Raw genomic sequence first — 22,620 nt, forward strand, 5'->3', positions numbered from 1 at the left:
CTGTTCACGGCTTCCTCGTTCGTCACGTCCATCGCGACGCCGATCGCCTTGCCGCCTGCCTTGTTGATCTCGTCGGCAACCGCATTCGCGCCGTCCTGGTTCAGGTCGGCGATCGCGACGGCCGCGCCCGCCTTGGCGAGCTCGAGTGCGATTTCCTTGCCGATGCCGCTTGCGGCGCCCGTGACGACTGCGGTCTTGCCATTCAGGTTGCTCATTTCGAATTTCCCGTGGTGAAAGGATTGACAGGGAGTAAGGACTGCGGACGTGTTACTGAGCCAGGTAATCGTAGACGACTTCGCCGAGGCCAAGTGTCAAATCTGCGACGATGTGGCGGGCTTCGACGATCTCGAGCACCGGCAGGTCGGCCACCGGCGCCAGCGCGTGCGGCGCCAGTTCGAGCGACGCGGGGCCCGTCCATGCGCCTTTCATCTTGATGTCCTGCATGTAGTAGCGCACCAGTTCGCACACGCGTGCGGTGCCGTCGACATGCGGGATGATCTTCAGCAGGAAGTTCGGACCGGCGAGGCGCTTCGTCTGCTCGTCGATGTCGAGTTCCTTGTGCTTGTAGCCCATCGTGCCGGTCGCGACGCGCACCTTGCCGTAGTCGAGCGTGCCCAGGATGTGATCGGTGTTCACGTTCAGCGTGGGCGATGCGAGCTTCTTCGGGAAACCCCACAGCTCGCGGCCGCCGGCGATCGGCGGGTGATCGTCGAGATACATCGCGAGCGTGTAGCCACCGGCCTGGCCGTTGTACTCGACAGGGATCACCTGGCCGCTTTCGGTGTAGTCGCCGAAGCCGGTCGAATCGGCCATGCGAATGAATTCGTAATGCACGAGCGGCTCGGTGATCTTCAGCGGCTCGGGGACGATCTCGCGCAGGCGGTCGGGATCGGTGCGATACGTGATGATCAGAAACTCACGATCGACGAAACGGTACGGGCCCATCGGGAATGCCGGGCTGGTCAACGGCATCGCAAACGCTTTCGATCGGACATCGCTGGGTTTCATGCGGACTCCTTGTTGTAGATCGCTTCGTGGATGAGTGCTCGTAAGCCCGTAATCCTATGCCTGTGCGTTGCGGTTGTGCGATGCCGCATTCGGAATTAATTGTTGCCGATTTCGAATTAGTTACGATGTAAATGTTGAGGCGAATGGTGCAAACGGCATCGATCGCACGTGGTGGCCCGATAGTCACACGCATCGATGACGCCACGATGTGAAAAACGTGAGCCTTTACGGGATCGTTGGTGAGCTTTTGCGGGAGACGGTCGCGCAGGAATGTGACAATTGTGTGAACTTGTGTTGCAGTGCAGCCTCTAAGTGCGTTCGCGCGCGGCGCACGGACCCTGATCACCGGTCACCCTGCGCGTTAAGCAACGCTTAAGCGAGTGAGCACTAGCATCGTTCGCATCCGACCGGCCCGCCCGGTCCAATCATCATGCCCCACGCAACCGGATTCATGCAGAACCTCAATCTCACCTTGTTTTCCGCCATCAATGCCGGTGCGGCGCCGCACCCAGGCGTTGCCCGCCTCGCGATCTTTGCCGCCGACTGGCTCGTCTATGCACTGCCCGTGATGCTGCTGCTGACCTGGATCTTCGGCGAGCGCCCGACGCGACGCCAGGCGATCGAGGCCGGCGTCGGTACCTGCGTGGCGCTGGTGCTCGCGCAGGTGATCGGACGTTTCTGGTTTTCGCCGCGACCGTTCATGGCCGGCGTCGGCACGCAACTGATTCCGCATGCGCCGGACAGCTCGTTTCCGAGCGATCACATGACGTTCGCATGGAGTCTCGCGGTCGGCATGCTGCTCGCCGGCACCACGCGGCTCACCGGGTTCGTGATGGCAGCGATGGCCGTGGCGATTGCATGGGGGCGCGTGTATGCGGGCGTGCACTGGCCGTTCGACATGGCCGGTGGCGTGCTGGTCGGCACGGCTGGCGCGCTGGCCGCGCACCTGTATGGGCAACGTGTGGTCGAATTGCTCGAGCGGATCGGCGACGTCGTGCACGCGGTGATGATGGGGCGCGAACGCACGCACTAAGCGGGAAAACGACGCCGGAGCAGTGCGAGCCGGACGCCGTCAACCGGGCGTCCTGGCTGCTTCGGCGGAAGTGGACGGGCCGCCGCCGGCTTCGTGCAGTTCGGGCGTCTCGCCCGGATGCGGTGCGGTGTCGCGTTCGAGCGCGCTTTCCTTCAGGATTGCGCACATCGCGATGAACAGCGCGAGCACGACGGCGGCGAGACCGCCGTAGCCGATGATCTTCAGGTTGCGAAGGAAAGGCGAAGCGGGACTTTCTTTTGTCATGACCGGGCGCTCCTGGGCAGGATGCGGCGGCTGTCGCCCGACAGCGGCGTCGCAGGCATAGATATATACCAGCCGCGCGGCCGATGCCAAGCCCGCCGATGCACGGGCGGCCGTTCCAGTCAGTCTTCCAGTGTTTCATGCACGGCCGCCGAGCCGCGCTTCCAGTATGCCGCCGCGCGGATGCGCGACTTGTCGACCCCGCGCTCACCGGTCAGGTGCAGACGGACCGCGCGCATCGACTGCGCTTCACCCGCCGCCCACACGTAACCGTCGCCGGACGACGGCAGCGGCAGCTCGCGCACGGCATCCAGCAGCACGTCGCCGTCCGCTGCGTCGGCTTCGGCGCGAAAGTGCCAGATCTCATGCACGTCGGCGCGCGTATCGAACGAGATCTGCGCGGTGCGATCCGCGACTTCCAGCACCACCGCCGCGCGCGCGCCGGCCGGCAATTGCTCGAGACGCCGCGCGACTGCGGGCAGTGCCGTATCGTCGCCGATCAGCAGGTGCCAGTCGAAATCGGTCGGGACCACGAACGAACCGCGCGGGCCGCCGATGCCGAGCCATTGGCCGACGCGTGCCTGCGCGGCCCACTGCGATGCGGGGCCCGAATGGTTCAGCACGAATTCCAGATCCAGTTCGCAGGCGGCGCGGTCGAAGCGGCGCGGCGTGAAGTCGCGCGCGACCGGCTTCGGCTCGCCTTCGGGAAACTCGGGGCCGTTCGCACCGAGCGTCGGCATCGCGGGGCGCTCCGCGCCGGGCGGGGGGAAAAACACCTTCACGTGATCGTCGAACGACGACGATTCGAAATCCGCGAGGTCGGGGCCGCCGAGCGTGACGCGCAGCAAGTGCGGCGTCACCGCGTGCACGCGCAGGACCTGCAACAGGCGGAACTTGAGGGTATGGCGCACGCGGGTGACGGCGCGTTCGGATGGGTTCTGCATCGATCCGTTCTCCTTGATATTTGGGGGCGGCGCGGATTACGCGCCGGTGCCGCCTTCGATTTCGGCAGTCGCGCGGCGCATGATCGCCGCGATACGCCGTTGTTCGTCGGCATCGGCGGCGCTCTTGTGGAGCAGTGCCCGCTTCAGTGCGAGGCGCGCCTCGACGAACTCCGGCAGCCAGCCGGGCTGTGCTTCGTCCTGAGCTTCGCCGCCCGCCGATTCGCCGGCGAATGCGCGGCGCATGAATTCCATCTTGCGCGCGAGGTGCGTGAGGCGCGCGAACAAGGTGTCGACGCGCTCGCGCTGCGCATCGAGATGCGCGCGGCCGGCGTCGGTCAGCGCATAGCGCTTGCGGTTGCCTTCCGCCTGCGACGCGACGAAGCCGACTTCCTCGAGATACGTGAGCGCCGGATACACCATGCCGGGGCTCGGGCTGTAGAAGCCGTTCGAGCGCGTGTCGAGCGCCTTGATCAGTTCGTAGCCGTGGCTCGGCTGCTCGGCGACGAGCGCGAGCAGCAGCAGCTGGAGATCGTCGGAGCTGAACTGGCGTCCGCGCGGCATGCCGTCGTCGCCGAAATCACCAAAGCCGCCGCGTCCGCCACGGCCGCCGAACGGGCCGCCGCCAAACGGATCGTGGCCGCGGCGATGGCGGCCGATCGCCTGCCAGAGGCCGGCGAACCATTCAGGGCCGGCATGCGCACCATGACCGTCGCATCGGACATGGCCGCGGGAAGGGGGGTGTCGCATGATCGTGTCCTATATGTCGTAAAACATATCTAAAGATATATATCGAAAGATAGGGTGTCAAGGGAAGTTATGTGGGGGTGGATGAGTGGGGTGCTGGTCACACCGGCATCACTAGGTGTGCAGGAGCTGATCGAAACAGGCGAGACCGCGTCGATTGATAACCGCATTGCATCAATTCTTCCAAAAATTGCACTTATCGTTTGATCGACGCCGGGCGAACATTCCGAAAAACGACAATCGATCCGCCCCGCGCACGTATTTCAGGTTTTTTAGGAGACACCCCGATGCACCCCTCGTCCAGCCTTCCGGCCGAACGTTCGAAGGCCGCTGCGATCTTTCGCGTCACGGCCGGCAATTTTCTCGAGCAGTTCGACTTTTTCCTGTTCGGCTTCTACGCCACGCAGATCGCCAATGTCTTCTTCCCCGCGCAAAGCGAGTTTGCATCGTTGATGATGACCTTCGCCGTGTTCGGCGCCGGCTTCCTGATGCGCCCGCTGGGCGCCATCGTGCTGGGCGCGTACATCGACGAGGTCGGCCGTCGCAAGGGCCTGATCGTCACGCTGTCCATCATGGCGAGCGGCACCATCCTGATCGCGTTCGTGCCGGGCTACGCGACGATCGGCCTGCTGGCGCCCGTGCTCGTGCTGATCGGGCGGCTGCTGCAGGGCTTTTCCGCAGGTGCCGAACTGGGCGGCGTATCGGTCTATCTCGCCGAGCTGGCGACGCCCGGCCGCAAGGGGTTCTTCACGAGCTGGCAGTCGGCCAGCCAACAGGTCGCAATCGTCATCGCGGCGGCCCTCGGCTTTGCGCTCAATCAGTGGCTGAGCGCATCGCAGATCGCCGCCTGGGGATGGCGCGTGCCGTTCTTCGTCGGTTGCATGATCGTGCCGTTCATCTTCATGCTGCGCCGCAACCTGGAGGAAACCCAGGAGTTCAAGGCGCGCAAGCATCGTCCGGGCATGAAGGAAGTGTTCGGTACGCTGGTTCAGAACTGGGGCGTCGTGGTCGCCGGCATGATGCTGGTCGCGATGACCACCACGAGCTTCTATCTGATCACGGTGTATGCGCCGACCTTCGGCAAGACGGTGCTGCATCTGAGCACCGCCGACAGCCTGCTCGTGACGCTTTGCGTCGGTGTGTCGAACTTCGTGTGGCTGCCAATCGGCGGTGCGTTGTCCGACCGGATCGGCCGTCGGCCGCTGCTGGTCGGCATGACAATGCTCACCGTCGTGACCGCCTATCCGGCGCTGTCGTTCCTCGCTCACGCGCCGTCGTTCGCCAACATGCTGCTCGTCCTGCTCTGGCTCTCGTTCATGTACGGGATCTATAACGGTGCGATGGTCGTCGCGCTCACCGAAGTGATGCCGGTGCAGGTGCGTGTCGCGGGCTTCTCGCTCGCCTACAGCCTCGCGACGGCCGTGTTCGGTGGCTTCACGCCGGCCATCTCGACCGGGCTCATTCACATGACGGGCGACAAGGCCGCACCCGGCTACTGGATGAGCTTCGCCGCGGTGTGCGCGCTGCTTGCGACGTTCGCGCTCTATCGCCACCGCACGGCGACGTTGACGCCGGCGCATTGATAGCCGGCCTGTCCGTCACGTTCACCCCCACTCACGAATCTGCACGACCATGACGATGAGAAATCCGCTCCTGAAATTTTGCACAACCGCCCTCGTCGCCACCGCGGCGCTCGCGGCCAATGTGCAGGCTGCCGAACTGCACGTGATGAGCTCGGGTGGCTTCACCGCCGCCTACAAGGTGCTCGGCCCCCGGTTCGCGGCCACGACGGGCAATATGCTCGCAACCACGCTGGGCCCGTCGATGGGCAAGTCGCCCGAAGCGATTCCGAACCGGCTCGCGCGCGGCGAGCCCGCCGACGCCGTCATCATGGTCGGCTACGCGCTGGACGATCTGATCAAGCAAGGCAAGGTCATCCCCGAATCGCGGGTCGAGCTGGCCGACTCGCGCATCGGCATGGTCGTGCGCGACGGCGCGGCAAAGCCCGACATCAGCACCGCTGAAGGTCTCAAGCAGGCGCTGCTGCACGCGAAGTCGATCGCCTACTCGGACAGTGCGAGCGGCGTGTATATCGAACGCGAGCTGTTCAAGAAGCTCGGCATCGAGGACCAGGTGAAGCCGAAGGCGAAGATGATTCCGCGGATTCCGGTCGCTTCTGTCGTCGCGAACGGCGACTACGAAGTCGGCTTCCAGCAGGTCAGCGAACTGCTGCCCGTCCACGGCGCGACCTTCGTCGGCAAGATTCCGGAATCGCTGCAGTCCGTCACGCGCTTCGCCGCCGGCATCCCAGTCGGCGCACAGCATCCGAAGGAAGCGAAGGCGCTGCTCGATTATCTTGCGTCGCCCGACGTGCAGGCCGACGTGAAATCGACCGGGCTGGATTCCGCTTCCGCGCATTGAGCCCGATCGACGGGAAGGCTTGTGTCAGACCGCCTTCCCGTCGCCGCCGTCTCCCACGACACTGTCTTCATCGGCCCCGTTTGGCAAGGCCGGCCCACCCACCGCGAGCCTCTGCGCAAGACGCGTACGATCGCACGCACCTTCCCACGACGATACGAAAATCACCGCGCACGCATTGCTGATCACGCTGGTCAGTGCGCGCGCTTCGGACATGAAGCGATCGATGCCGACCAGCATCGCCACCCCGGCGACGGGTAGGTCGGGCATGACGGCGAGCGTGGCGACGAGCGCAACCAGCCCGCTACCGGAAACACCGGCCGCCCCCTTTGATGTGAGCAGCATGATGGCGAGCATTACCGCGATCTGCGACGCCGACAGGGGTACGTCGCACGCCTGTGCGATGAACAATGCCGCGAGTGTCAGATAGATCGCGGTACCGTCCAGATTGAAGGAATAGCCCGCCGGCAGCACGAGCCCCACGATGCCCTTGTCGCAGCCGAGTGCCTCCAGCTTGACGATCAGACGCGGCAGAACGGGCTCCGTGGACGACGTCGCGAGGACGATGAGCAATTCTTCACGTATGTAACGCAAGAGCCGCCAGAGCGCGAAACCGTGCAGCCGCGCGAGCGGTGCGAGCACCAACGCGACGAACAACACGCAGGCCACGTAGAAGGACACCATCAGCATCGCGAGCGAGCCCACCGAGCCGATCCCGAAGCGGCCCACCGTGAAAGCCATCGCGCCGAATGCGCCGAGCGGCGCGAGCCGCATGATCATCGCGAGCACGCGAAAGACGACCTGGGCGACACCGTCAATCAGCGCAAGAACGGGCCGGCCGGCCCGCGGGTGCAGATTCAACGAGAAGCCGAACAATAGCGACAGCAGCAGCACCGGCAACACGTCGCCTTTGGCGAACGCGCCGAGCATCGTGTCCGGAATCACGCTCAGCCCGAACGCCACAAGCCCCCGCGGTTCCGCATGCTTCGCATACGGAGCGAGGATGCTCGCATCCAGGTGGTGGACATCAATGTGCATGCCGGCGCCGGGTTGCAGCACGTATGCGGTGACGAGCCCGAGCGCGAGCGCGGCGGCCGTCAACAGATAGAAGAGCGCCAGTGCCCGCGCGATCGTGCGGCCGATTGCCTTCCCGTTCGCCAGCGACGTGATGCCCGAGACGATCGTGCAAAAGACGATCGGGGCGATGGTCATCTTCACCAGGCCGACGAACGCATCGCTGAGGGGCTTGAGCATCGCGCCCGCCGCCGGCCATGCGTGACCGATGCCCATGCCGAGCATCATCGCGAGCAGAACCTGCGCGTAAAGCGATCCAAGCAGCCTGGCCAACCTCACTGTCCGGTCTTCCTTCGTGTCTCTTTGTCGTCGTTACACCGATGCGCCATTGCTTGCGATACCGCCACGCTTCGCCTCGATGACCATCCGATGAAATGCCTCGGCGGCTGGTGTGAGCGGTCGTCCGCGCCGCTTCACGATTCCCACACGTCGTTTGACGACCGGTTCGACGAGCGGCACGCTCGTGAGAATAGGGTGGTCTTTCCCGGGCATCGCCATCGAGGGTACTGCGGCGACGCCGAGCCCCGCTTCGATCAATCCGAGCAGGGTCGTCACGTGGCGTGTCTCGCAGACGCTCGGTACGTGCGGGGCGACGGCGGTCAGCGCCTGGTCGAGCAGCAGGCGGTTGCCGGAAGTCTTGTCGACCGACACATATTCGTGCTCGTAAAGTTCGTTCCAGGTCACGCGCTTCTTGCGTGCGAGCGGGTGGTCGCGGCGACAGGCGGCAACGAAGCGTTCCTGGAGCAACACCTTGAACTCGATCTCAGCCTCCTGGCTGCCAATGAAGCTCACGCCGAAATCCGCCTCGCCGCTGATGACGGCCCCGAGCACCTCGTTGGCGCTTGCATCGAGCAGTTTCACCCTGATGCGCGGAAAGCGCTGATGATAGCGTGCGATGATGGCGGGAAGGAAGTAGTAGGCGACCGAAGGCACGCACGCGATTGTCACATGGCCCAAGCGGCTCGATGACACGTCGCGAATGCCGAGCAGGGCGACATCGAGATCGTCCAGCAGTTGTTCGGCACTCTGCGCGAACACGCGACCGACTGTGGTGAGCGAGACGCTGCGCGTGGTGCGCTCGAATAGTCGCACGCCGAGCGCTTCCTCGAGCTTGTCGATCCGACGACTCAAGGCCGGCTGGGAAATGTTGACTACGTCGGCGGCCTTTCGGAAGCTTCCCGTTTCCACTACGGCGCGAAATGCCTGCAAGTCGGTTAAATCGAAGTTGATCCCCACGGGCAAATCTCCGCCACTCAGATGCGGGCCATTGTGCATGATTCTGCCGCCGCCACGCGCGTTGCGTTGCCTGAAACCCGATGTCTTCGGGTTTGCCCGGCGTTGTTGCCCGAACCGCGCACGATAGTCTCGCGGCGATGCGCCGACGTATTTTGCAAACGCACGCTGCAACGCGCCCACGCTTCCTAACGGGCCGGTGAGAGCCCGGTCTCTTTAATGAAACCGCGCGCAAACGTCCGTTCGCTCACGTGCATGCGGGCCGCCAGCGCGGTGACGAAGGTCGCCGCCGGATCGTCGGCGATGTCGCGAGCAGCGAGCGCATGCGTGGCGTCGCGGTTGCCAGGATATTCAAGCCGACGCTGAACTTGTGCTTGTCCGTCAGGGCGGGGGCGTGAACTGCACGGGCTCGCGGGCGACCGCAAAGCACGGTCCGCGCGCCGCAGTCGGCGTCGATGAGTGCAAGCCACTGGTCAGGCCGGTACCGGAGCCGCTGGCGGTGCCGTGCGCCGTCAACCAAGTCTGGTCGATGGACTTCATGCACGACCAACCGCCCGACGAGCGCGGCATCCGGCTGTTCAACGTGATCGACGACGTCAATCGCGAAGCACTCGGCATCGACGTATATAGCACCCATTTTTCTACCGATGAGTGGCACGCCTGCCCGTCAGCCATTTGCCTCAGTCCTTCACCACCTTAGATGAATCGGTAGATATACGGAATCAATCGGGATAGCGCGAAAGAGTATCGTCTTTCAAGACATCGACCACTGAGTGTGCTCGGAGGTCTGGCGGATGCTCTGTTCGATGGAAATGTTTTTGCATCGGTTGTACATCTCATGGCCACAATGCCTCTTTCGATGCCGGCATGTGCTGAGCTCTTCTGCTTATCGAACTTCACCTTCTTGGAGGGAGCTTCGCATGACACTGCGAAGCTACCGTTCGCGTACTGCGACGCGGTGCGCAGCCCGCGCAGTTCATAACTGAACTGAACGTTGTTCCTACTGCTCGGATATACACGCAAACAATTGCAGCCTTAGGTCGGTCTCAATGCTGGAGCTAGGCTCCGAGTGCTCTCGTCCGGGGTCAGTCCGCAGTACAGCAGATCGGTTGGTTTTTTTCGGGCCCTCGCCACTGCTGCCGGACACACCATCCTCGGCCTTGAGGTGCTAGCAGTCACCGTAAGTGCATGGGATTCGGTGAACGATGGACCGATGACGCCGGTGCCCGTACGCCTCGCCTTCTCGTTGTCGCGCGGTATGCGCGATGGCGTCGCCGACCGCATCGAGCTCGCACGCGCCGCGCGGCCATTCGTCGACGTCGCGGACCTCGCGCGCCGCGCGCGGCTCGATCGGCACGACCCGCAGGTGCTCGCGCGCGCGAACGAACTTCGCTCACTCGCGGGCGGCAACCGACGCGCGTCGCTCTGGCTGGCCGTCGCCGCGGTCCCTGATCGGGATCTTCTGCGCGGTACGGAACGCGACGACGCGGTGCCGGCGCTACCGCAAGCATCCGAAGGCACAGAGATCGTGACGGACTATCGCGCGATGGGATTCACGCTCGGCCGGCATCCGCTGGCGCTGCTGCGCGATCGCCCATGCGAATGCGGACTTGCTAGTAGCCGATAGTGAAGCGCGCTCGCTCGTGTGCAGGTTTCTCCAGCTCGTCGACCAGCGCAACCGCATAGTCCTCGAAGGAGACCCAGCTTTTGCCTTGCTCGTCCACGACGAGGTCATCGCCGCCAAGACGGAACTTGCCCGTGCGCACGCCCGGATCGATCTGCATCGGCGGGCTGAAATAAGTCCAGTTGATATCCGACGCTCTCAACGCCGCAAAAGCCTTGACATGAGAGGTCGCGATCGGAACTGCCTTCTCGGGCCAGTGACCGGATTCCAGCACTGTCACGCCCGGCGAAAACCACAGCGAGCCGCATCCGCCTGCCATGAGGAGGCGGGGGACGCCAGTCTTGCGTACAGCGGCAATCGCTCGCTCGATCACGTGGGCCAGTTGATCCGTGTAACTCACGTCGCTAAAGAAACGTGCGTCCTCCTTCGGAGGTCCGAATGCGCTGACCACTGCATCGGCTCCGGCGATGATCTCTGCAATTCGATCAGCGCTGCTCAGGTCGTCGCGCACGGTATGGATGCTGTTGGGCAGCTTGTCCGGAGTACGCGCGACTGCGGTGACTTGATGACCGCGGCTGATCAGTTCGCTGAGGACCGTGCGGCCAACCTGGCCGGTGGCGGCAAGAACGACGACTTTCATATTCAATGTCCCTTAAGGATTGGCATTTCTGTTGGTTGAATGGCGCGAAGATTCACGACGCCGGTAGTGCCGTGAACCTCGACGTCACTCCGTATGGCCCGACGTTTCCAGCACGGGGTAATCGACATAACCTGCTGCACCGCCGCCATAGAAAGTCGCACGGTCATAGCAGCTGAGCGGCGCACCACGCCTGAGGCGCGCAGGCAGGTCGGGATTCGAGATGAACTGCCTGCCGAACGCCACCGCGTCCGCTTGCCCGGAACGGATGGCCTCGTCCGCCGACTCCGCGGTGAATCCGCCGGCGAGGATCAGGGTCCCTGGCCAGAAGAGGCGAAGCTCGCTGACTGATTGGGGGGTATCGATCTCCAGCCCGGCGCTCGTACTACGTGCCTCGATCAAACTGACGTAAGCGATACCGAGCTTGCTCAGGCGCGTGAGCACGTGCCCGTAAAGCGCGATCGGATCAGAATCGCCCACGTCGTTGAATCTGCCGAACGGTGACAGACGAACCCCGATGCGATCGGCACCCCAGATCTCGATCAACGCTTGCGTGATCTCGACGAGCAGCCGGGCCCGGTTCTCGACCGAACCTCCGTAAATGTCGGCACGCTTGTTAGAGCTGTCGTCCAGAAACTGCTGCAACAGGAGGCCGTTCGCGCCGTGAATTTCCACACCATCGAAACCGGCTGCCATGGCGTCGCGCGCGCCTTCGCGCCAGGCTTCGACGATCCCGGGAATTTCGTCCAGCTCAAGTGCACGCGGTATCTCGTAAGGCACCGACTTCCATTCCGGGGTCAGCGCGGTTAGACCAGTGATCGCGATCGCCGATGGTGCAATAGGAAGTTCGCCGTTCGGTTGGAAGCTCGAATGCGACGCCCGCCCGGTATGCAACAGCTGCAGAAAGATGATGCCTCCCTTGGCATGTACTGCATCGGTCACTTTCCGCCAGCCAGCCACCTGTTCCGTGGAATGAATACCGGGGGTTGCAGGGTAACCCTGTCCATTGGGCGTGACTTGCGTGGCTTCGGCGATGCTGAGGCCGCCTTCGGAAGCACGTTGGCCGTAGTACTCGGGGGCGAGCTGATTCGGAACATTCCCGGCGCCAGCGCGCATGCGTGTGAGCGGCGGCATCACGACACGGTGGGCCAGCTTGTAGCGTCCGACTTTAAGCGGCGTGAAGAGTGATAACAGGGACATTAGAAGGTCCTTTGCACGTGGCTGCGGCAACGTATAGCGAAAACACGACTATCTCTGATAGGCGAGTAAGTGGCGCCATCACGGTGCGACTGGATGAGTCAGCCGTCGCTGGATCATTTTCATGATTAGTATTGCTAATATAACTGCCGTGAGATGAATGAGAAAAACCCTGCTCATACGGGGGCATCAAGCGTAGCGGCGTCGCCCCCTTTGAGAAGCGGCGAAGACCTCCCAGAAACTGAAAGCGAAGAAGGCCCGCAAGGTTCCCGACGCCAGACCGGACAGCTTGCTGGCCCGCCAGCGCGATAGGCGACGCCATCGCCTATCGCTACGTCAGGGAGCTTGGCTTACTGCTGGACTGCGCGACGGCTCCTGTCCGGGAACGTGTGGTTGCCTGGCCTGCGCCGCCGTGCTGACCGGTGTTCCGAGCGGCGCAGGCCAGGATCCGAATCGCGGCCGGATCCTATCCGGCCCGGCGCATCCGGCGGGCACCGGCGCGCTCAACCGGTGCCGGCTCGCAGGTCGTGAAGAACTCGATGAGACCAGTGGCGACGGCGGCGGGATTCCTGCCCGGCAAGTCGTGGCCCGCACACGGTATCGACACCGTGTGGATTTCTGGAATCCACTGCTGCATTAGATCGGCGCCCTCAAAGAACACCGGCAATGTATCGCTGCCGCGCATCGACAGCACCGGGTGTCGAATATCTTTCAGGCCTTCGGTTGTGATATCCCAGCGCAGCATGGCTTCGAGTTCGACCTGAAAGTACGTGTCGATATCGGATACCGCGCGATCGAACGCACCCGCAGGCAGGGCGCCGTCGGTGAATCGCCGGTAGTCCTGTCCATACGCGCCTGCCAAGACCATGTCCGCGGCCGCAGCTTTGTCTCCTGAGTCGTAGATCTCGCGGACGGTCGTCGTCCATTCCGCGAACTGCTCCCCGGACGGTACCAATGACCCGAGCGGCGGCTCCAGCAATGCCAGCGTCCGCACTCTGCTCGGGGCATCGATCGCCATCTGCAATGCGATGCCTGCGCCAAAGGAATGCCCTGCCACGTGCGCCGACGCAATGCCCAGGTGATCCAATAAGGCGATGCAGTCACCAGCCCACTCTTGCATCGTCATGCCCGCAACAGCGCGTGAGCTGCCGGCGTAGCCGCGGCGCCGGTAATGGACGATCCGGAAATTCTCCGCGATTCCGGCCTGCTCGATCACAGGCACGAATCCATCCGACAGAATCGCACCGTGGATAAATACCACCGGCGCCCCGGATCCGCGGACATCGTATTCGACGTCCGCGCCGTTCAGTTCTACTCGTTCCATTCGCGGCGCTCCAGTCATTTTCCAAGAGCTTGTGCGATGAGAAGTGTGTCGGCGGTCTGCTGCAGGCGCACGACTTTTCCGTCTCGAATTGTCCAGAAATGGGCGAATCGGGATTGCGCCCTTCGGCCCTTCTTCGAAAGGGCGAAATAGTGTCCGAGAACGATCACGTGATCGCCCGACTCGAAGAACTCGTCCCCTTTCGCGTAGAACTCGTCGAAGTCGGCCATGAACGGAAAGAATCCATTGACGGTCTTATCGAGACCGCGATAGACGCCACCATTGGGAAATCCTTCGGCAATATCCCACTCTGCGTCATCCGCCAGGAGCGACTTGAAAGCATTCACGTCTCCCATGGCACCATACAACTTCCGGATGAGAGCAATCTGCGATGTATCCGACATACGAACCTTCCTTAGGTTGATGTTGATGGCCCACTCGAGCCTCAGGTTGACCCCGGCCGATTTACGCTGGCCGGAGCACTCCGACACAAAGAAAATCACAAGCTCGCTAAACAAGCTCCCCCAACGCCGTCACCTCGTACCCTCGCAATTCGCCTTCTCCCGAGCGAATCTTTTCAACCCAGTGCGGATCAGAAATCAAAGCCCGGCCAACCGCGACCAGATCGAACTCGCCCCGATTCATCCGCTTGACGAGCGCGTCGAGCGCCACACTGGTCGATTTTTCTCCTGAAAATGAACTCATAAATTCGCCGGAAAGCCCAACCGACCCGACGCTGATCGTGGCGGCACCGGTCAACTTCTTCGCCCAGCCGGCGAAGTTAAGCCCCTCGCCCCCATCGACTTCGGGAAACTCCGGCTCCCAGAAGCGCCGTTGCGAGCAATGCAGTACATCCGCGCCGGCGGCCACGAGCGGTTCCAGCCACTGCGCCATTTCCTCTGGCGTGCGTGCCAGACGCGCTGAGTAGTCCTGCTGTTTCCACTGGCTCAATCGAATAACGAGCGGGAAACCCGGGCCCACTGCCGCGCGGACAGCCGCAATAATTTCCGCCGCAAACCGCGCCCGCTCGCCAATGCCTGGTCCGCCGTATGCGTCTGTCCGAAGGTTGGTGCCCGCCCAGAAAAACTGATCGATCAGATAGCCATGTGCGCCGTGCAGTTCGACCGTGTCGAAACCGAGCCGTTTGGCCTCGCTGGCTGCGTTGGCGAAAGCGGTGATGGTGTCGGCAATGTCGGCATCGCTCATTGCCACGCCGCGCTGGACCTCGGGCGCATCGAAGCCAGAGGGACTTTCCACCGGCACGTTCGGCGTCCATTCGGTCTGAAAACCCTTCACCGCGCCCGTGTGCCACAACTGTGGCCCCATCTTGCCGCCAGCGTCATGCACCGAGTCGATCACGCCTTGCCAACCGGCTAACGCCGCTTCGCCGTGGAACGAAGGAACATCGGGGTCGTTGCGGGACGCGGGCCGGTCGACTACGGTGCCTTCGGAAATGATCAAGCCGACGCCGCCTTCGGCACGGCGCCGGTAGTAAGCGGCATTCGCTGGCCCAGGCACACCTTGCGGGGCGAAGGAGCGGGTCATGGGAGCCATGACGATCCGGTTCGGTAGCGTAAGCGAACCGACGGAGAAGGGCCGAAACAGGATTTCGGTAGAAAGGGGCATGAGTTGAGCCGTCCGGTGATGAAACCAGGCTCGATGGTATACTTTGGAAACTTAGTGTCAATAACGCACTTTTCTTCCACCAGGGATATTCGAGGTAACCATGTCCGCTGAGCCTGAACGTTTTCCGGCCGCTTGTCCGACACGCCTTCTGTTTGACCAGATATCCGACAAGTGGTCGATGATGGTCCTCACGGTGCTGGATGGCGGGCCGTTGCGTTTCAACGCGATCAAGCGGCATCTGGAGGGCGTTAGCCAGAAAGCACTGACGCAATGTCTGCGCCGGCTCGAGCGAAACGGACTTGTTTCCCGCACGGTGATACCCGTTTCGCCGGTGGCCGTCGAATACGAGATCACGCCTTTGGGGCGTGCGCTGCAACGGCCCCTCAAGGCGCTCCATGACTGGATGCTCGAACATCTCGGCGAATTCGATACCGCTCGCGAAGTGTTCGATGCACGCATGGCGTCGCAGCAGCAAGATTGACGGCAAACACGCCCGAACCCGTGCTGCGAAGGTATTGACAGATTTCTTGCGGTCTATGTTGATGCTGGCTGAGCGTGCGGGGAAGGTGGCCACGCCGACATGGCGATGTCAATCATGCGATCGAGCGCGTCGGCACTTGCGCCGGCCTGCGGCAAATTCACAATTGAATGCAAGACCCCAAGGTAAAGCCACGCGAGTGCGTCAACGCACGTGTCGTTCGGCAACTCGCCATTCGTGATCCCATCGCGCAAAAGACCTGCAAGCATCTCGTACTGAAGCCCCGCACTTGCTCGCGCAGCTGCCTTTCCGTCCGCTGTGAGATCCACCATTTCGGCGCAGCTTCGCGATATCAGGCAACCCGCTGGACGTTTCCGGTCGGGGCGCGCAGGCAAGTAGGCCCGTAGGATTCCTTCGAGACGCCCCCGCGCCGTCTCTGCTTCTACGCCGTTCATCCGACTGAGCACTCGCTTTGTGTACGCTGCAAGCGCCTCCCGGAAGAGACCGTCCTTGTCACCAAATCTTTGGTAGAGGCTGGAGCGGGATAGGCCCGTCGCCTCGGTAAGGTGATTAATTGATGCCGCTGCATAGCCGTGGCGCCAAAAGACCTTCATGGCCGCATCGATTACGGCCGCTTCGTCGAATTGCGGCTTTCCGCCCATGGAATCCTCAGGAACAGCTTGACAAGTTGGAACGATAGTTCCAGCATTCTTGTACCGTTCATTCCATGATACATCAAGGGACTCGTCATGACCGTCGGTTCACCCGTCACGTCTCAACGACCACGTATCGCAATCGCCGGCGCCACCGGCCGCGTCGGTTCGTCGCTGATCAGCCTCCTTGCCTCAGAGTCGGTCGACGTCGTCGCTTTGACCCGCACGCCCGATGCACTTGATTTGCCACCGGGGGTGAACGCAGCCAGAGTGGACTTCAGTGAACCGAGTACGCTCGTCGATGCGCTTCAAGGTATGGAGCGCCTGTTCGTCTCACATGGCACATCATTGCAGCAGGTGGCAAACGAAGTCGCGCTGATTGACGCCGCCGTTGCTTCGGGGGTTCGTCACATCGTCAAGCTTTCGTCCTTTGGGCCTCCGACCCGTTTGAACCCGATGGCGTGGCATATGCAAATTGAGGAGCATCTGGCCAGACAAGCCGTGGCCTCGACAACACTGCGACCATCCACATTCATGGACGTCCTCAAACGGTCTGCCGCTGCTATCGCTTCAGATTCGTGGGCGGGTGCTGCCGGTAATGGACGGGTCAATTTCATCGATACGCGCGACGTTGCGAGAGTGGCACGCATTGCTTTGCTTGAGCACGTCGAACCCGAGTCCCAGCGGGTTTATCACCTCACGGGTCCGCGTGCCATGACGATGCATGAAATTGCGGACGAACTTTCGCAGCTGCTAGGTCGCAATGTCATTTACGGGAAGCGGACACTCGAGCAGCAGCGAGAGGTTCTACTGGCGGAAGGATTGCCCGCATACGTCGCGGATTTGCTTGTCGGTCTAGACCAGGCGTTCCGTGACTCCGCAATGAGTGAAACAACCACGACTGTCCAGGAGGTGACGGGGGAAGCTCCTTTGCCCCTGACCCAGTGGCTCGCCGAAAACATCTCCATTTTCAAGAAGTAGATTTGCCACACACGTGCTCTGTCTGAATGTCAATTGGTGACGGGGACACGGCAAAAGGGTCGGGGGTTCACTCGACGCTAGAGGCTGACTTCTGCTACGGCACACTCGGCCTGCAAGTGTAGATATAGCGTTCAGGCCACCTGTTATCCGGGGTAAGAAGGTGTCGCTAACATCATCGTGCAATTGGGAGCTGCGCCGCGTTCGGAATAACCTCGTATCAAGGACGGTATCTCGTAGGAGTTTTTGCCAGGCACGCGCACCAGGTTCCGGGCACGGCCGACCCTATCCTGACTTTTGAAAACGGGCGTTCCATTCGCGAGGTGGTCGTGGTGGACATTCGACATGGCTTCTCCATTTTGGCGAGCGATCAATGGACACGTTTCAATGCATGCGCATCTTTGCAAAGGTCGCGAACGACGGGGGTTTTTCTTCGGCGGCCAAGCGACTCAACATGACTACGCCCTCCGTTTCACGCGCCGTCAGTCAACTCGAAACACATCTGGGTAGCCGGCTGTTAAACCGGACGACGAGGCGTGTTGTCCTGACGGAGGCGGGCGAGCGTTACCTGCGCCGATGCCTGGAGATTCTCTCGAACCTTGATGACGCGGAATCCGAGGCGCGCTTAGCAACGGTACATCCCACCGGACGCCTGCGTGTTCACGCGCTTTCGAGCTTTGGCCATCGACTGGTGGTGCCCGCAATACTGAAGTATCAGCACCGGTTTTCCGAACTCGGAGTCGATGTCACGATGACCGGTGCCATTCCCGACATGATCGAGGAAGGCTATGACGCGTCGATTGTTCTCGCGCCGGAATTGCCAAGCTCCGGGTTGGTCAGTCTGAGGCTCGGGAGAATACGCGGCGTGGTGTGTGCGTCCCCGCGGTATTTGGCGAACCACGGCGCACCGGCAGTGCCGGAAGATTTGCGCGAACATCAGTGCCTGCAATTGACCACGTCCGTTTTTCCGTTTGATAAATGGGTACTCAGAGGCGCCGCCGACACGTTCCCAGTGGACATCGGTTCATCCCGCTTGACGGTCAATGCCATGGAGGCGCTGGAACTTGCGGTAGCAGGAGACCTTGGCATCGCGATCCTGCCCGCTGGCGTTGCGCTGCCCGGTTTGCGCTCGGGTGCACTGGTATGGCTTCTTCGGGGATATGAGGCGCAGCCCGTGAACGTCTACGCGTTGTATCAGTCCCGACGCTTTCTCGACGCCAAGATCCGGACGTTCATCGATCTCCTTCGCGAAGAGGTGCCGTCAATGTTGGAGGCGGACGAGCGTGCACTCACGATGCATGACGGATGTGCGCTCATGAACCATTCGAGATCCGGATGCCAATCACGATGCAACTTCGATTCTTGAGGAGCGGTGTCGCATACCCTGCGTTGACAGATGTCTCACTCAACTCCATTCGTTAAAAAGCACTCGTTTACCACCGAATGACTCCGGAAGTGCGCATGCTTTACCTCGCCAATTTCCTCTCGTTGTTAGGACTGGCTATCTACTTGGAACCAGGCATGCTCGCAACCGCGACGATTCTTTTAATGGGCTGCCATCACATTTCGACTTCCATGGGTTCGCTGCGTCGCTCGCGGTGCCGCGCGCATGGTGTACGAAGAATTCGTCATGCGGCACGGCCGTGAACGACCCGGCGGCCACCGCCAAACATCACGCGGAGTTAAATAATGTCTCTCATGAAGGCTCTCATTCTTGGTGTAAGCATCACCTTCGCTGCGGCAATTGTTCATGCGGACGAACCCACGCAAATCGAAAAGAACAAGGCGACCGTCGTCACCTTCTATAACGAGGCGCTGAACGACAAAGACGCAGAAGCAGCGATCGCTTTGATGGGTCCAACCTACACGCAGCACAATGCCCATATCGCGGATGGTAAGGAAGGATTCCGTCAATTCATGGCTGCTTTTAAGCAAAGGTACCCACATTCGCATAGTCGCATCGTGCGCGTATTCGCCGACGGTGATTACGTGATCTTGCACGTTCATTTAGTAAGAGAGCCAGGTACGCGAGGAGAGGCCGTAATGGACATTTTCCGTTTGGATGAAGGCAAGATCGTAGAACACTGGGACGTTCTGCAGCCCATTCCTGAAAATATTCCTCACTCGAACACTATGTTCTGATCCAGAAGAATAAACATTCAAATCTGTTCAGGCCGGGAGTTACACCGATGGATTCTCCGCCTGGTGCGCTTCCACGACGACATCCGACCGCCCGGCATCTGGATGAGCAATCGGTACGGAGAGGACAACAAAGTATTGCGCGGCAAGCGTGTCAGGCAAGAGCTCGCAGTCTCGCACAAGCCGCCGAAAGCGGTTCAGTCAGCAACAGCCGCGCGGTAGATACACCCGGTAGCGCACGGCCAGTGGCTATCGACCACGTGGAAGGTTGGGGTACGCACCGCGACGCTCTCTCTAAGATTGCAATCAAGTAGCTACGTCTGACGAAAAGGCCATAGGAAAAATCGGTAGAACGGCAGTGGGTTCTATATCGAGATCAACTTCTCATTGCCGTCCGAACGTGTGATCCTTGCGCTGCGGCAGATCGTCGGAGTGTGGAAATCGAGGAGATTACCTGGCGACCAAAGTCGCGTGGATGATTTTTGGCAGCCACGCATACGCAATCGTTACCAGCGTCATGCCGACGACGAGCATCGGCACCACCATTGGCCACGCGCCCAGCTGATAGCGCGGATCGGTGAAGCCCGCTGCTATCTGTCCTACGCTGAAAGCGAAGAACATCATGATGAAGCCGGACCAGGATACTGCGCGGCCTGCAAGGTGAGGCAGACCGCTGACCGCTCCTGCTTGCCCGCATGGCTGATGGATTCCGTGGCCGAGGCAATACACGCCATGCCCGACGAGCAGTGGCCAGATGCTGCCGGGAAGCAGCGCGCACCCCAATGCCTGGATCACCGCACCGGAGAGGCTCAACGTTGCGCCTTGTCGCACCGTTCGCAGCATGCTTTGACGGCGCAGCAACACACGGCAGCCATACGTACTCAGGACATAGACGAGCGTACCGCTCGCCGGTATCCAGCCATAACGCTGGGGCGAGATGCCGAGCTGCCCGATGTAGATTGCCGGGGATAGCAGTAGAAAGCAGAACATGCCGGTGTACGTCGACGCGGCCAGCAGTGTCCATACACCGAACGTGGCATTGCGGAGTATCTCGCGCACTTCCCGGGTCGAGCCCCGGCTCGGCGCGATTCTCGCAAAGCTTTCCTCGAAGCCGTACCAGCACATGACGAGCAACCCGAACGCATACAAGCTCATCCCCGTGAGCACCCATCGCCATCCGGCCTGTTGCGTGACATATGCACCGAGAATCGGGGCAAGGAACGCCATCATCCCCATTCCCATGAAACCGCGCGCCATCACGTACGGGCCGTCGCCTGCCGAATACCGGTCGCGCACCGTCGCGCGGGCGCATACCAGTATCGCGGCCATTGCCAAGCCCTGCATTGCACGAGCGGCCACCAGCATCGCTGCGGTTGAAGCGACCGCAGCCGCCAGCGCTGTCAGCGCATAGAGCGCAAGGCCGGTCAGCAAGACGGGACGGCGGCCGAATCGGTCGGAAAGACTGCCCATCGGCAATTGCCCGATACCGAATATCAATGCGAAAACCGTGAGGCTGACGCTGGCGGAGCCCAGCGTTGCGGCGATTTCAGGCAGCGCCGGCAGGTAACTGTCGGTCGCCACCGGCTGGGCCGCCAGCAGAAGCGGCAACATGAGTGCGAAGTTCAGACGAGCAGGGCGCGTGGTGTCCGGCATGACGGTTTTCGGCACGGTATCGGGCATCGGGTGAAGACAGCGGCAACGCAAGTTCGCTCTGCCAGTGAGGGCGCTGCAGCAAGATGGAAATGATGGGCGGAAGGGGCGCCGAACACGACGCCCCGTCGAGCGCTGGCTAGCTGCCGACGGATCCGGGCACGTGTTCGCGCACGATGCGACTGCGCGATATCGCCTCGGCGCGCAGCAGGTCGTATTCTGCCTTGTCGACCGGTTGAGCGTTCGCTCGCCCCAGGTCGTTCATATGGACACGATGTGTTTCGCGTGCGCTCGCGGCCGCGAGCGACGCAATCACCGTGATGCCGAACGCGATCGCACCGACGATCAGCCAGACGTAATGTGCTCCGGGCGGCGCGACCGCGGTGAACAGCGCGGGCAGCATCGCCGTGGCCGCGGTACCGAGGTTCTGCGCGATTGCCATCGCCGAGACGCGCGTGCGGGTCGGGAAGAGTTCCGGGTAAAAGGCGGGAAATACCGCGTTGTAGCCCTGGTACACCACACCCCACATGAGCATCGACATCGCGAAGGCGAGCGGCACGTTGCGGATGCTGATCGCATACAGGTAGGCGAACGCGAGCAACCCGGCGGCCAGCGAGCCGACGATGATCGGCGGCCGGCGGCCGACGCGGTCGGACAGGTTGCCGACGAACGGAATCACGATCATCGCAACGATATTGCCCATCACCGTGATCCAGAGATAGACATCTTTCTGGAATCCGATTCCATATGCCGGCTGGACCGCATAGGCTGCTCCGAAGATCGTGGCGACGACCGGAATCACGTTCATCATCGACATGCAGGCAACGCGCAACATGTCGGGAAAGTGGTGCGTGAAAGCGTCGGCAACGGGCGAGCCGGCTTGCGACCGGTTGCGTACTGCTTCGTCGAAGGCCGGCGACTCGTCGACCTCGCGGCGAATGATCAAACCCGCAACGATGACCAGCGCACTCAGCAGGAACGGAATGCGCCAGCCCCAGCTGTCGAATTGCGCGGACGGCATGTAGTAGGCGAGCGGCAGGAACACGGCGGCGGCCAGCACTTGCCCGGCCTGCACGCCCTGTAGCGTGAAGCTGACGAAGTATCCGCGCCGACCGAACGGCGCGTGCTCCAGGATCATCGAGCTCGCGCCGGTAATCTCGCCGGCCACGGCGAAACCCTGCAGCAGGCGAAGCGCCACCAGCAACGCCGGCGCGATCAGCCCGGCTTGCTGATAGGTCGGCAGCAGGCCGACTCCGACGGTCGAGATACCCATCAGGAACATGCAGAAAAGCAGGACGGTTTTCCGTCCGCGCGTGTCGCCGAGATGGCCCAGCACGAACGCGCCGATCGGACGGGACACATAGCCGACACCGTAAGTGGCCAGCGACGCAATGATGGCTGTCGTGGGGCTGCCATGCGGAAAGAATATCTGCGGGAAGATCAGCGCCGATGCCGTGGCGTAGATGAAGAAATCGTAGTATTCGAGCACCGAGCCGATCCAGCCGCTGACGGCGGCTTTTCTCGATTGGTGCCTGCCCCGGGGTTCGTCGCGCGAGGTCGTGGTCATCGTCGTCTCCAGATATTGATATGTGTGCCGGGCAA

General features: G+C 61.9%; 23 protein-coding genes and 2 pseudogenes. 10 read left to right on the forward strand and 15 right to left on the reverse strand.

Annotated elements, in window-relative coordinates; translation table 11 throughout:
• On the reverse strand, nt 1–215 hold a 215-nt coding region (locus PI86_RS09625; protein WP_039321422.1), incomplete at its 3' end, for an SDR family NAD(P)-dependent oxidoreductase.
• 52 nt (nt 216–267) lie between these two features.
• Nucleotides 268–1,008 carry an acetoacetate decarboxylase gene (locus PI86_RS09630; RefSeq protein ID WP_014900686.1) on the reverse strand — a complete coding sequence of 247 codons (741 nt, stop codon included), beginning with the start codon at nt 1,006–1,008 and terminating at the stop codon, nt 268–270.
• 451 nt (nt 1,009–1,459) lie between these two features.
• Between PI86_RS09630 and PI86_RS09635 the strand changes: the two genes are divergently transcribed.
• On the forward strand, nt 1,460–2,041 hold the full coding sequence (locus PI86_RS09635) for an undecaprenyl-diphosphatase (RefSeq protein ID WP_039321424.1): 582 nt from the start codon (nt 1,460–1,462) through the stop codon (nt 2,039–2,041).
• 39 nt (nt 2,042–2,080) lie between these two features.
• Here the strand turns inward: PI86_RS09635 and PI86_RS09640 are convergent, their stop codons facing one another.
• The 3 genes from PI86_RS09640 to PI86_RS09650 all read right to left on the reverse strand — a co-directional run bounded on the left by PI86_RS09640 (nt 2,081) and on the right by PI86_RS09650 (nt 3,993).
• The gene (locus tag PI86_RS09640; protein ID WP_039321426.1) at nt 2,081–2,305 is read right to left on the reverse strand and encodes a hypothetical protein; all 225 of its coding nucleotides are present in this window, start codon (nt 2,303–2,305) and stop codon (nt 2,081–2,083) included.
• A 119-nt stretch (nt 2,306–2,424) separates the two neighbouring features.
• Nucleotides 2,425–3,246 carry a siderophore-interacting protein gene (locus tag PI86_RS09645; RefSeq protein ID WP_039321427.1) on the reverse strand — a complete coding sequence of 274 codons (822 nt, stop codon included), beginning with the start codon at nt 3,244–3,246 and terminating at the stop codon, nt 2,425–2,427.
• 36 nt (nt 3,247–3,282) lie between these two features.
• Nucleotides 3,283–3,993 (reverse strand): PadR family transcriptional regulator, encoded by a 711-nt coding sequence (locus PI86_RS09650; protein ID WP_039321430.1) that lies wholly within the window; start codon nt 3,991–3,993, stop codon nt 3,283–3,285.
• An 81-nt stretch (nt 3,994–4,074) separates the two neighbouring features.
• Here PI86_RS09650 and PI86_RS17870 point away from each other — a divergent pair, with 81 nt between their 5' ends.
• The 3 genes from PI86_RS17870 (at nt 4,075) to PI86_RS09660 (ending at nt 6,411) form a co-directional block, all read left to right on the forward strand.
• On the forward strand, nt 4,075–4,197 hold the full coding sequence (locus tag PI86_RS17870; RefSeq protein WP_268745902.1) for a hypothetical protein: 123 nt from the start codon (nt 4,075–4,077) through the stop codon (nt 4,195–4,197).
• Nucleotides 4,198–4,277: 80 nt separating this feature from the next.
• Nucleotides 4,278–5,573, forward strand: coding sequence for an MFS transporter (locus PI86_RS09655; protein WP_039321431.1), 1,296 nt, complete (start codon nt 4,278–4,280; stop codon nt 5,571–5,573).
• A gap of 55 nt (nt 5,574–5,628) precedes the next feature.
• Nucleotides 5,629–6,411, forward strand: a complete 783-nt coding sequence (locus PI86_RS09660) for a substrate-binding domain-containing protein (protein ID WP_039321572.1) — start codon at nt 5,629–5,631, stop codon at nt 6,409–6,411.
• Nucleotides 6,412–6,435: 24 nt separating this feature from the next.
• Here the strand turns inward: PI86_RS09660 and dctA are convergent, their stop codons facing one another.
• Both dctA and PI86_RS09670 read right to left on the reverse strand, forming a co-directional pair.
• Nucleotides 6,436–7,761 carry a C4-dicarboxylate transporter DctA gene (dctA, locus tag PI86_RS09665; RefSeq protein ID WP_039321434.1) on the reverse strand — a complete coding sequence of 442 codons (1,326 nt, stop codon included), beginning with the start codon at nt 7,759–7,761 and terminating at the stop codon, nt 6,436–6,438.
• A 33-nt stretch (nt 7,762–7,794) separates the two neighbouring features.
• Nucleotides 7,795–8,718: a LysR family transcriptional regulator gene (locus PI86_RS09670; protein WP_039321435.1), complete on the reverse strand. Its 924-nt coding sequence runs from the start codon at nt 8,716–8,718 to the stop codon at nt 7,795–7,797.
• Nucleotides 8,719–9,178: 460 nt separating this feature from the next.
• On the opposite strand from PI86_RS09670, the pseudogene PI86_RS17065 reads away from it, so the two are divergent.
• Nucleotides 9,179–9,340, forward strand: a pseudogene (locus tag PI86_RS17065) (IS3 family transposase); the annotation flags it as partial.
• A gap of 490 nt (nt 9,341–9,830) precedes the next feature.
• A pseudogene (locus PI86_RS09680) lies at nt 9,831–10,309 on the forward strand (helix-hairpin-helix domain-containing protein); the annotation flags it as partial.
• A gap of 19 nt (nt 10,310–10,328) precedes the next feature.
• Here the strand turns inward: PI86_RS09680 and PI86_RS09685 are convergent.
• From PI86_RS09685 to PI86_RS09705, 5 genes are all read right to left on the reverse strand, one after another.
• On the reverse strand, nt 10,329–10,979 hold the full coding sequence (locus PI86_RS09685) for an NAD(P)-dependent oxidoreductase (protein WP_039321441.1): 651 nt from the start codon (nt 10,977–10,979) through the stop codon (nt 10,329–10,331).
• An 84-nt stretch (nt 10,980–11,063) separates the two neighbouring features.
• Nucleotides 11,064–12,176 (reverse strand): alkene reductase, encoded by a 1,113-nt coding sequence (locus tag PI86_RS09690; RefSeq protein WP_039321443.1) that lies wholly within the window; start codon nt 12,174–12,176, stop codon nt 11,064–11,066.
• Nucleotides 12,177–12,639: 463 nt separating this feature from the next.
• On the reverse strand, nt 12,640–13,497 hold the full coding sequence (locus tag PI86_RS09695; protein WP_039321445.1) for an alpha/beta fold hydrolase: 858 nt from the start codon (nt 13,495–13,497) through the stop codon (nt 12,640–12,642).
• Nucleotides 13,498–13,511: 14 nt separating this feature from the next.
• On the reverse strand, nt 13,512–14,012 hold the full coding sequence (locus PI86_RS09700) for a nuclear transport factor 2 family protein (RefSeq protein WP_200885195.1): 501 nt from the start codon (nt 14,010–14,012) through the stop codon (nt 13,512–13,514).
• Nucleotides 14,005–15,120, reverse strand: a complete 1,116-nt coding sequence (locus PI86_RS09705; RefSeq protein WP_039321447.1) for an NADH:flavin oxidoreductase — start codon at nt 15,118–15,120, stop codon at nt 14,005–14,007. Before PI86_RS09705 ends, PI86_RS09700 begins: the two co-directional genes overlap by 8 nt.
• 100 nt (nt 15,121–15,220) lie before the next feature.
• Here PI86_RS09705 and PI86_RS09710 point away from each other — a divergent pair, with 100 nt between their 5' ends.
• Entirely contained in the window at nt 15,221–15,601 is a 381-nt protein-coding gene (locus PI86_RS09710) for a winged helix-turn-helix transcriptional regulator (protein WP_052319417.1), read from the forward strand.
• A gap of 53 nt (nt 15,602–15,654) precedes the next feature.
• On the opposite strand, the gene PI86_RS09715 is transcribed toward PI86_RS09710, so the two are convergent.
• Nucleotides 15,655–16,260: a TetR/AcrR family transcriptional regulator gene (locus tag PI86_RS09715; protein ID WP_039321451.1), complete on the reverse strand. Its 606-nt coding sequence runs from the start codon at nt 16,258–16,260 to the stop codon at nt 15,655–15,657.
• An 87-nt stretch (nt 16,261–16,347) separates the two neighbouring features.
• Between PI86_RS09715 and PI86_RS09720 the strand changes: the two genes are divergently transcribed.
• From PI86_RS09720 to PI86_RS09730, 3 genes are all read left to right on the forward strand, one after another.
• Nucleotides 16,348–17,232 carry an NmrA family NAD(P)-binding protein gene (locus PI86_RS09720; protein WP_039321453.1) on the forward strand — a complete coding sequence of 295 codons (885 nt, stop codon included), beginning with the start codon at nt 16,348–16,350 and terminating at the stop codon, nt 17,230–17,232.
• A gap of 370 nt (nt 17,233–17,602) precedes the next feature.
• Nucleotides 17,603–18,595, forward strand: a complete 993-nt coding sequence (locus PI86_RS09725; RefSeq protein ID WP_052319418.1) for a LysR family transcriptional regulator — start codon at nt 17,603–17,605, stop codon at nt 18,593–18,595.
• A gap of 332 nt (nt 18,596–18,927) precedes the next feature.
• Nucleotides 18,928–19,371 (forward strand): nuclear transport factor 2 family protein, encoded by a 444-nt coding sequence (locus PI86_RS09730; protein ID WP_052319420.1) that lies wholly within the window; start codon nt 18,928–18,930, stop codon nt 19,369–19,371.
• Between the two features lie 447 nt (nt 19,372–19,818).
• On the opposite strand, the gene PI86_RS09735 is transcribed toward PI86_RS09730, so the two are convergent.
• Nucleotides 19,819–21,021 carry an MFS transporter gene (locus PI86_RS09735; RefSeq protein ID WP_039321577.1) on the reverse strand — a complete coding sequence of 401 codons (1,203 nt, stop codon included), beginning with the start codon at nt 21,019–21,021 and terminating at the stop codon, nt 19,819–19,821.
• A gap of 136 nt (nt 21,022–21,157) precedes the next feature.
• A complete protein-coding gene (locus PI86_RS09740; protein WP_039321457.1) occupies nt 21,158–22,585 on the reverse strand; it encodes an MFS transporter in 1,428 nt (475 codons plus the stop codon).
• Nucleotides 22,586–22,620: the final 35 nt, after the last annotated feature.

This window comes from Burkholderia sp. A9 (assembly GCF_000801975.1).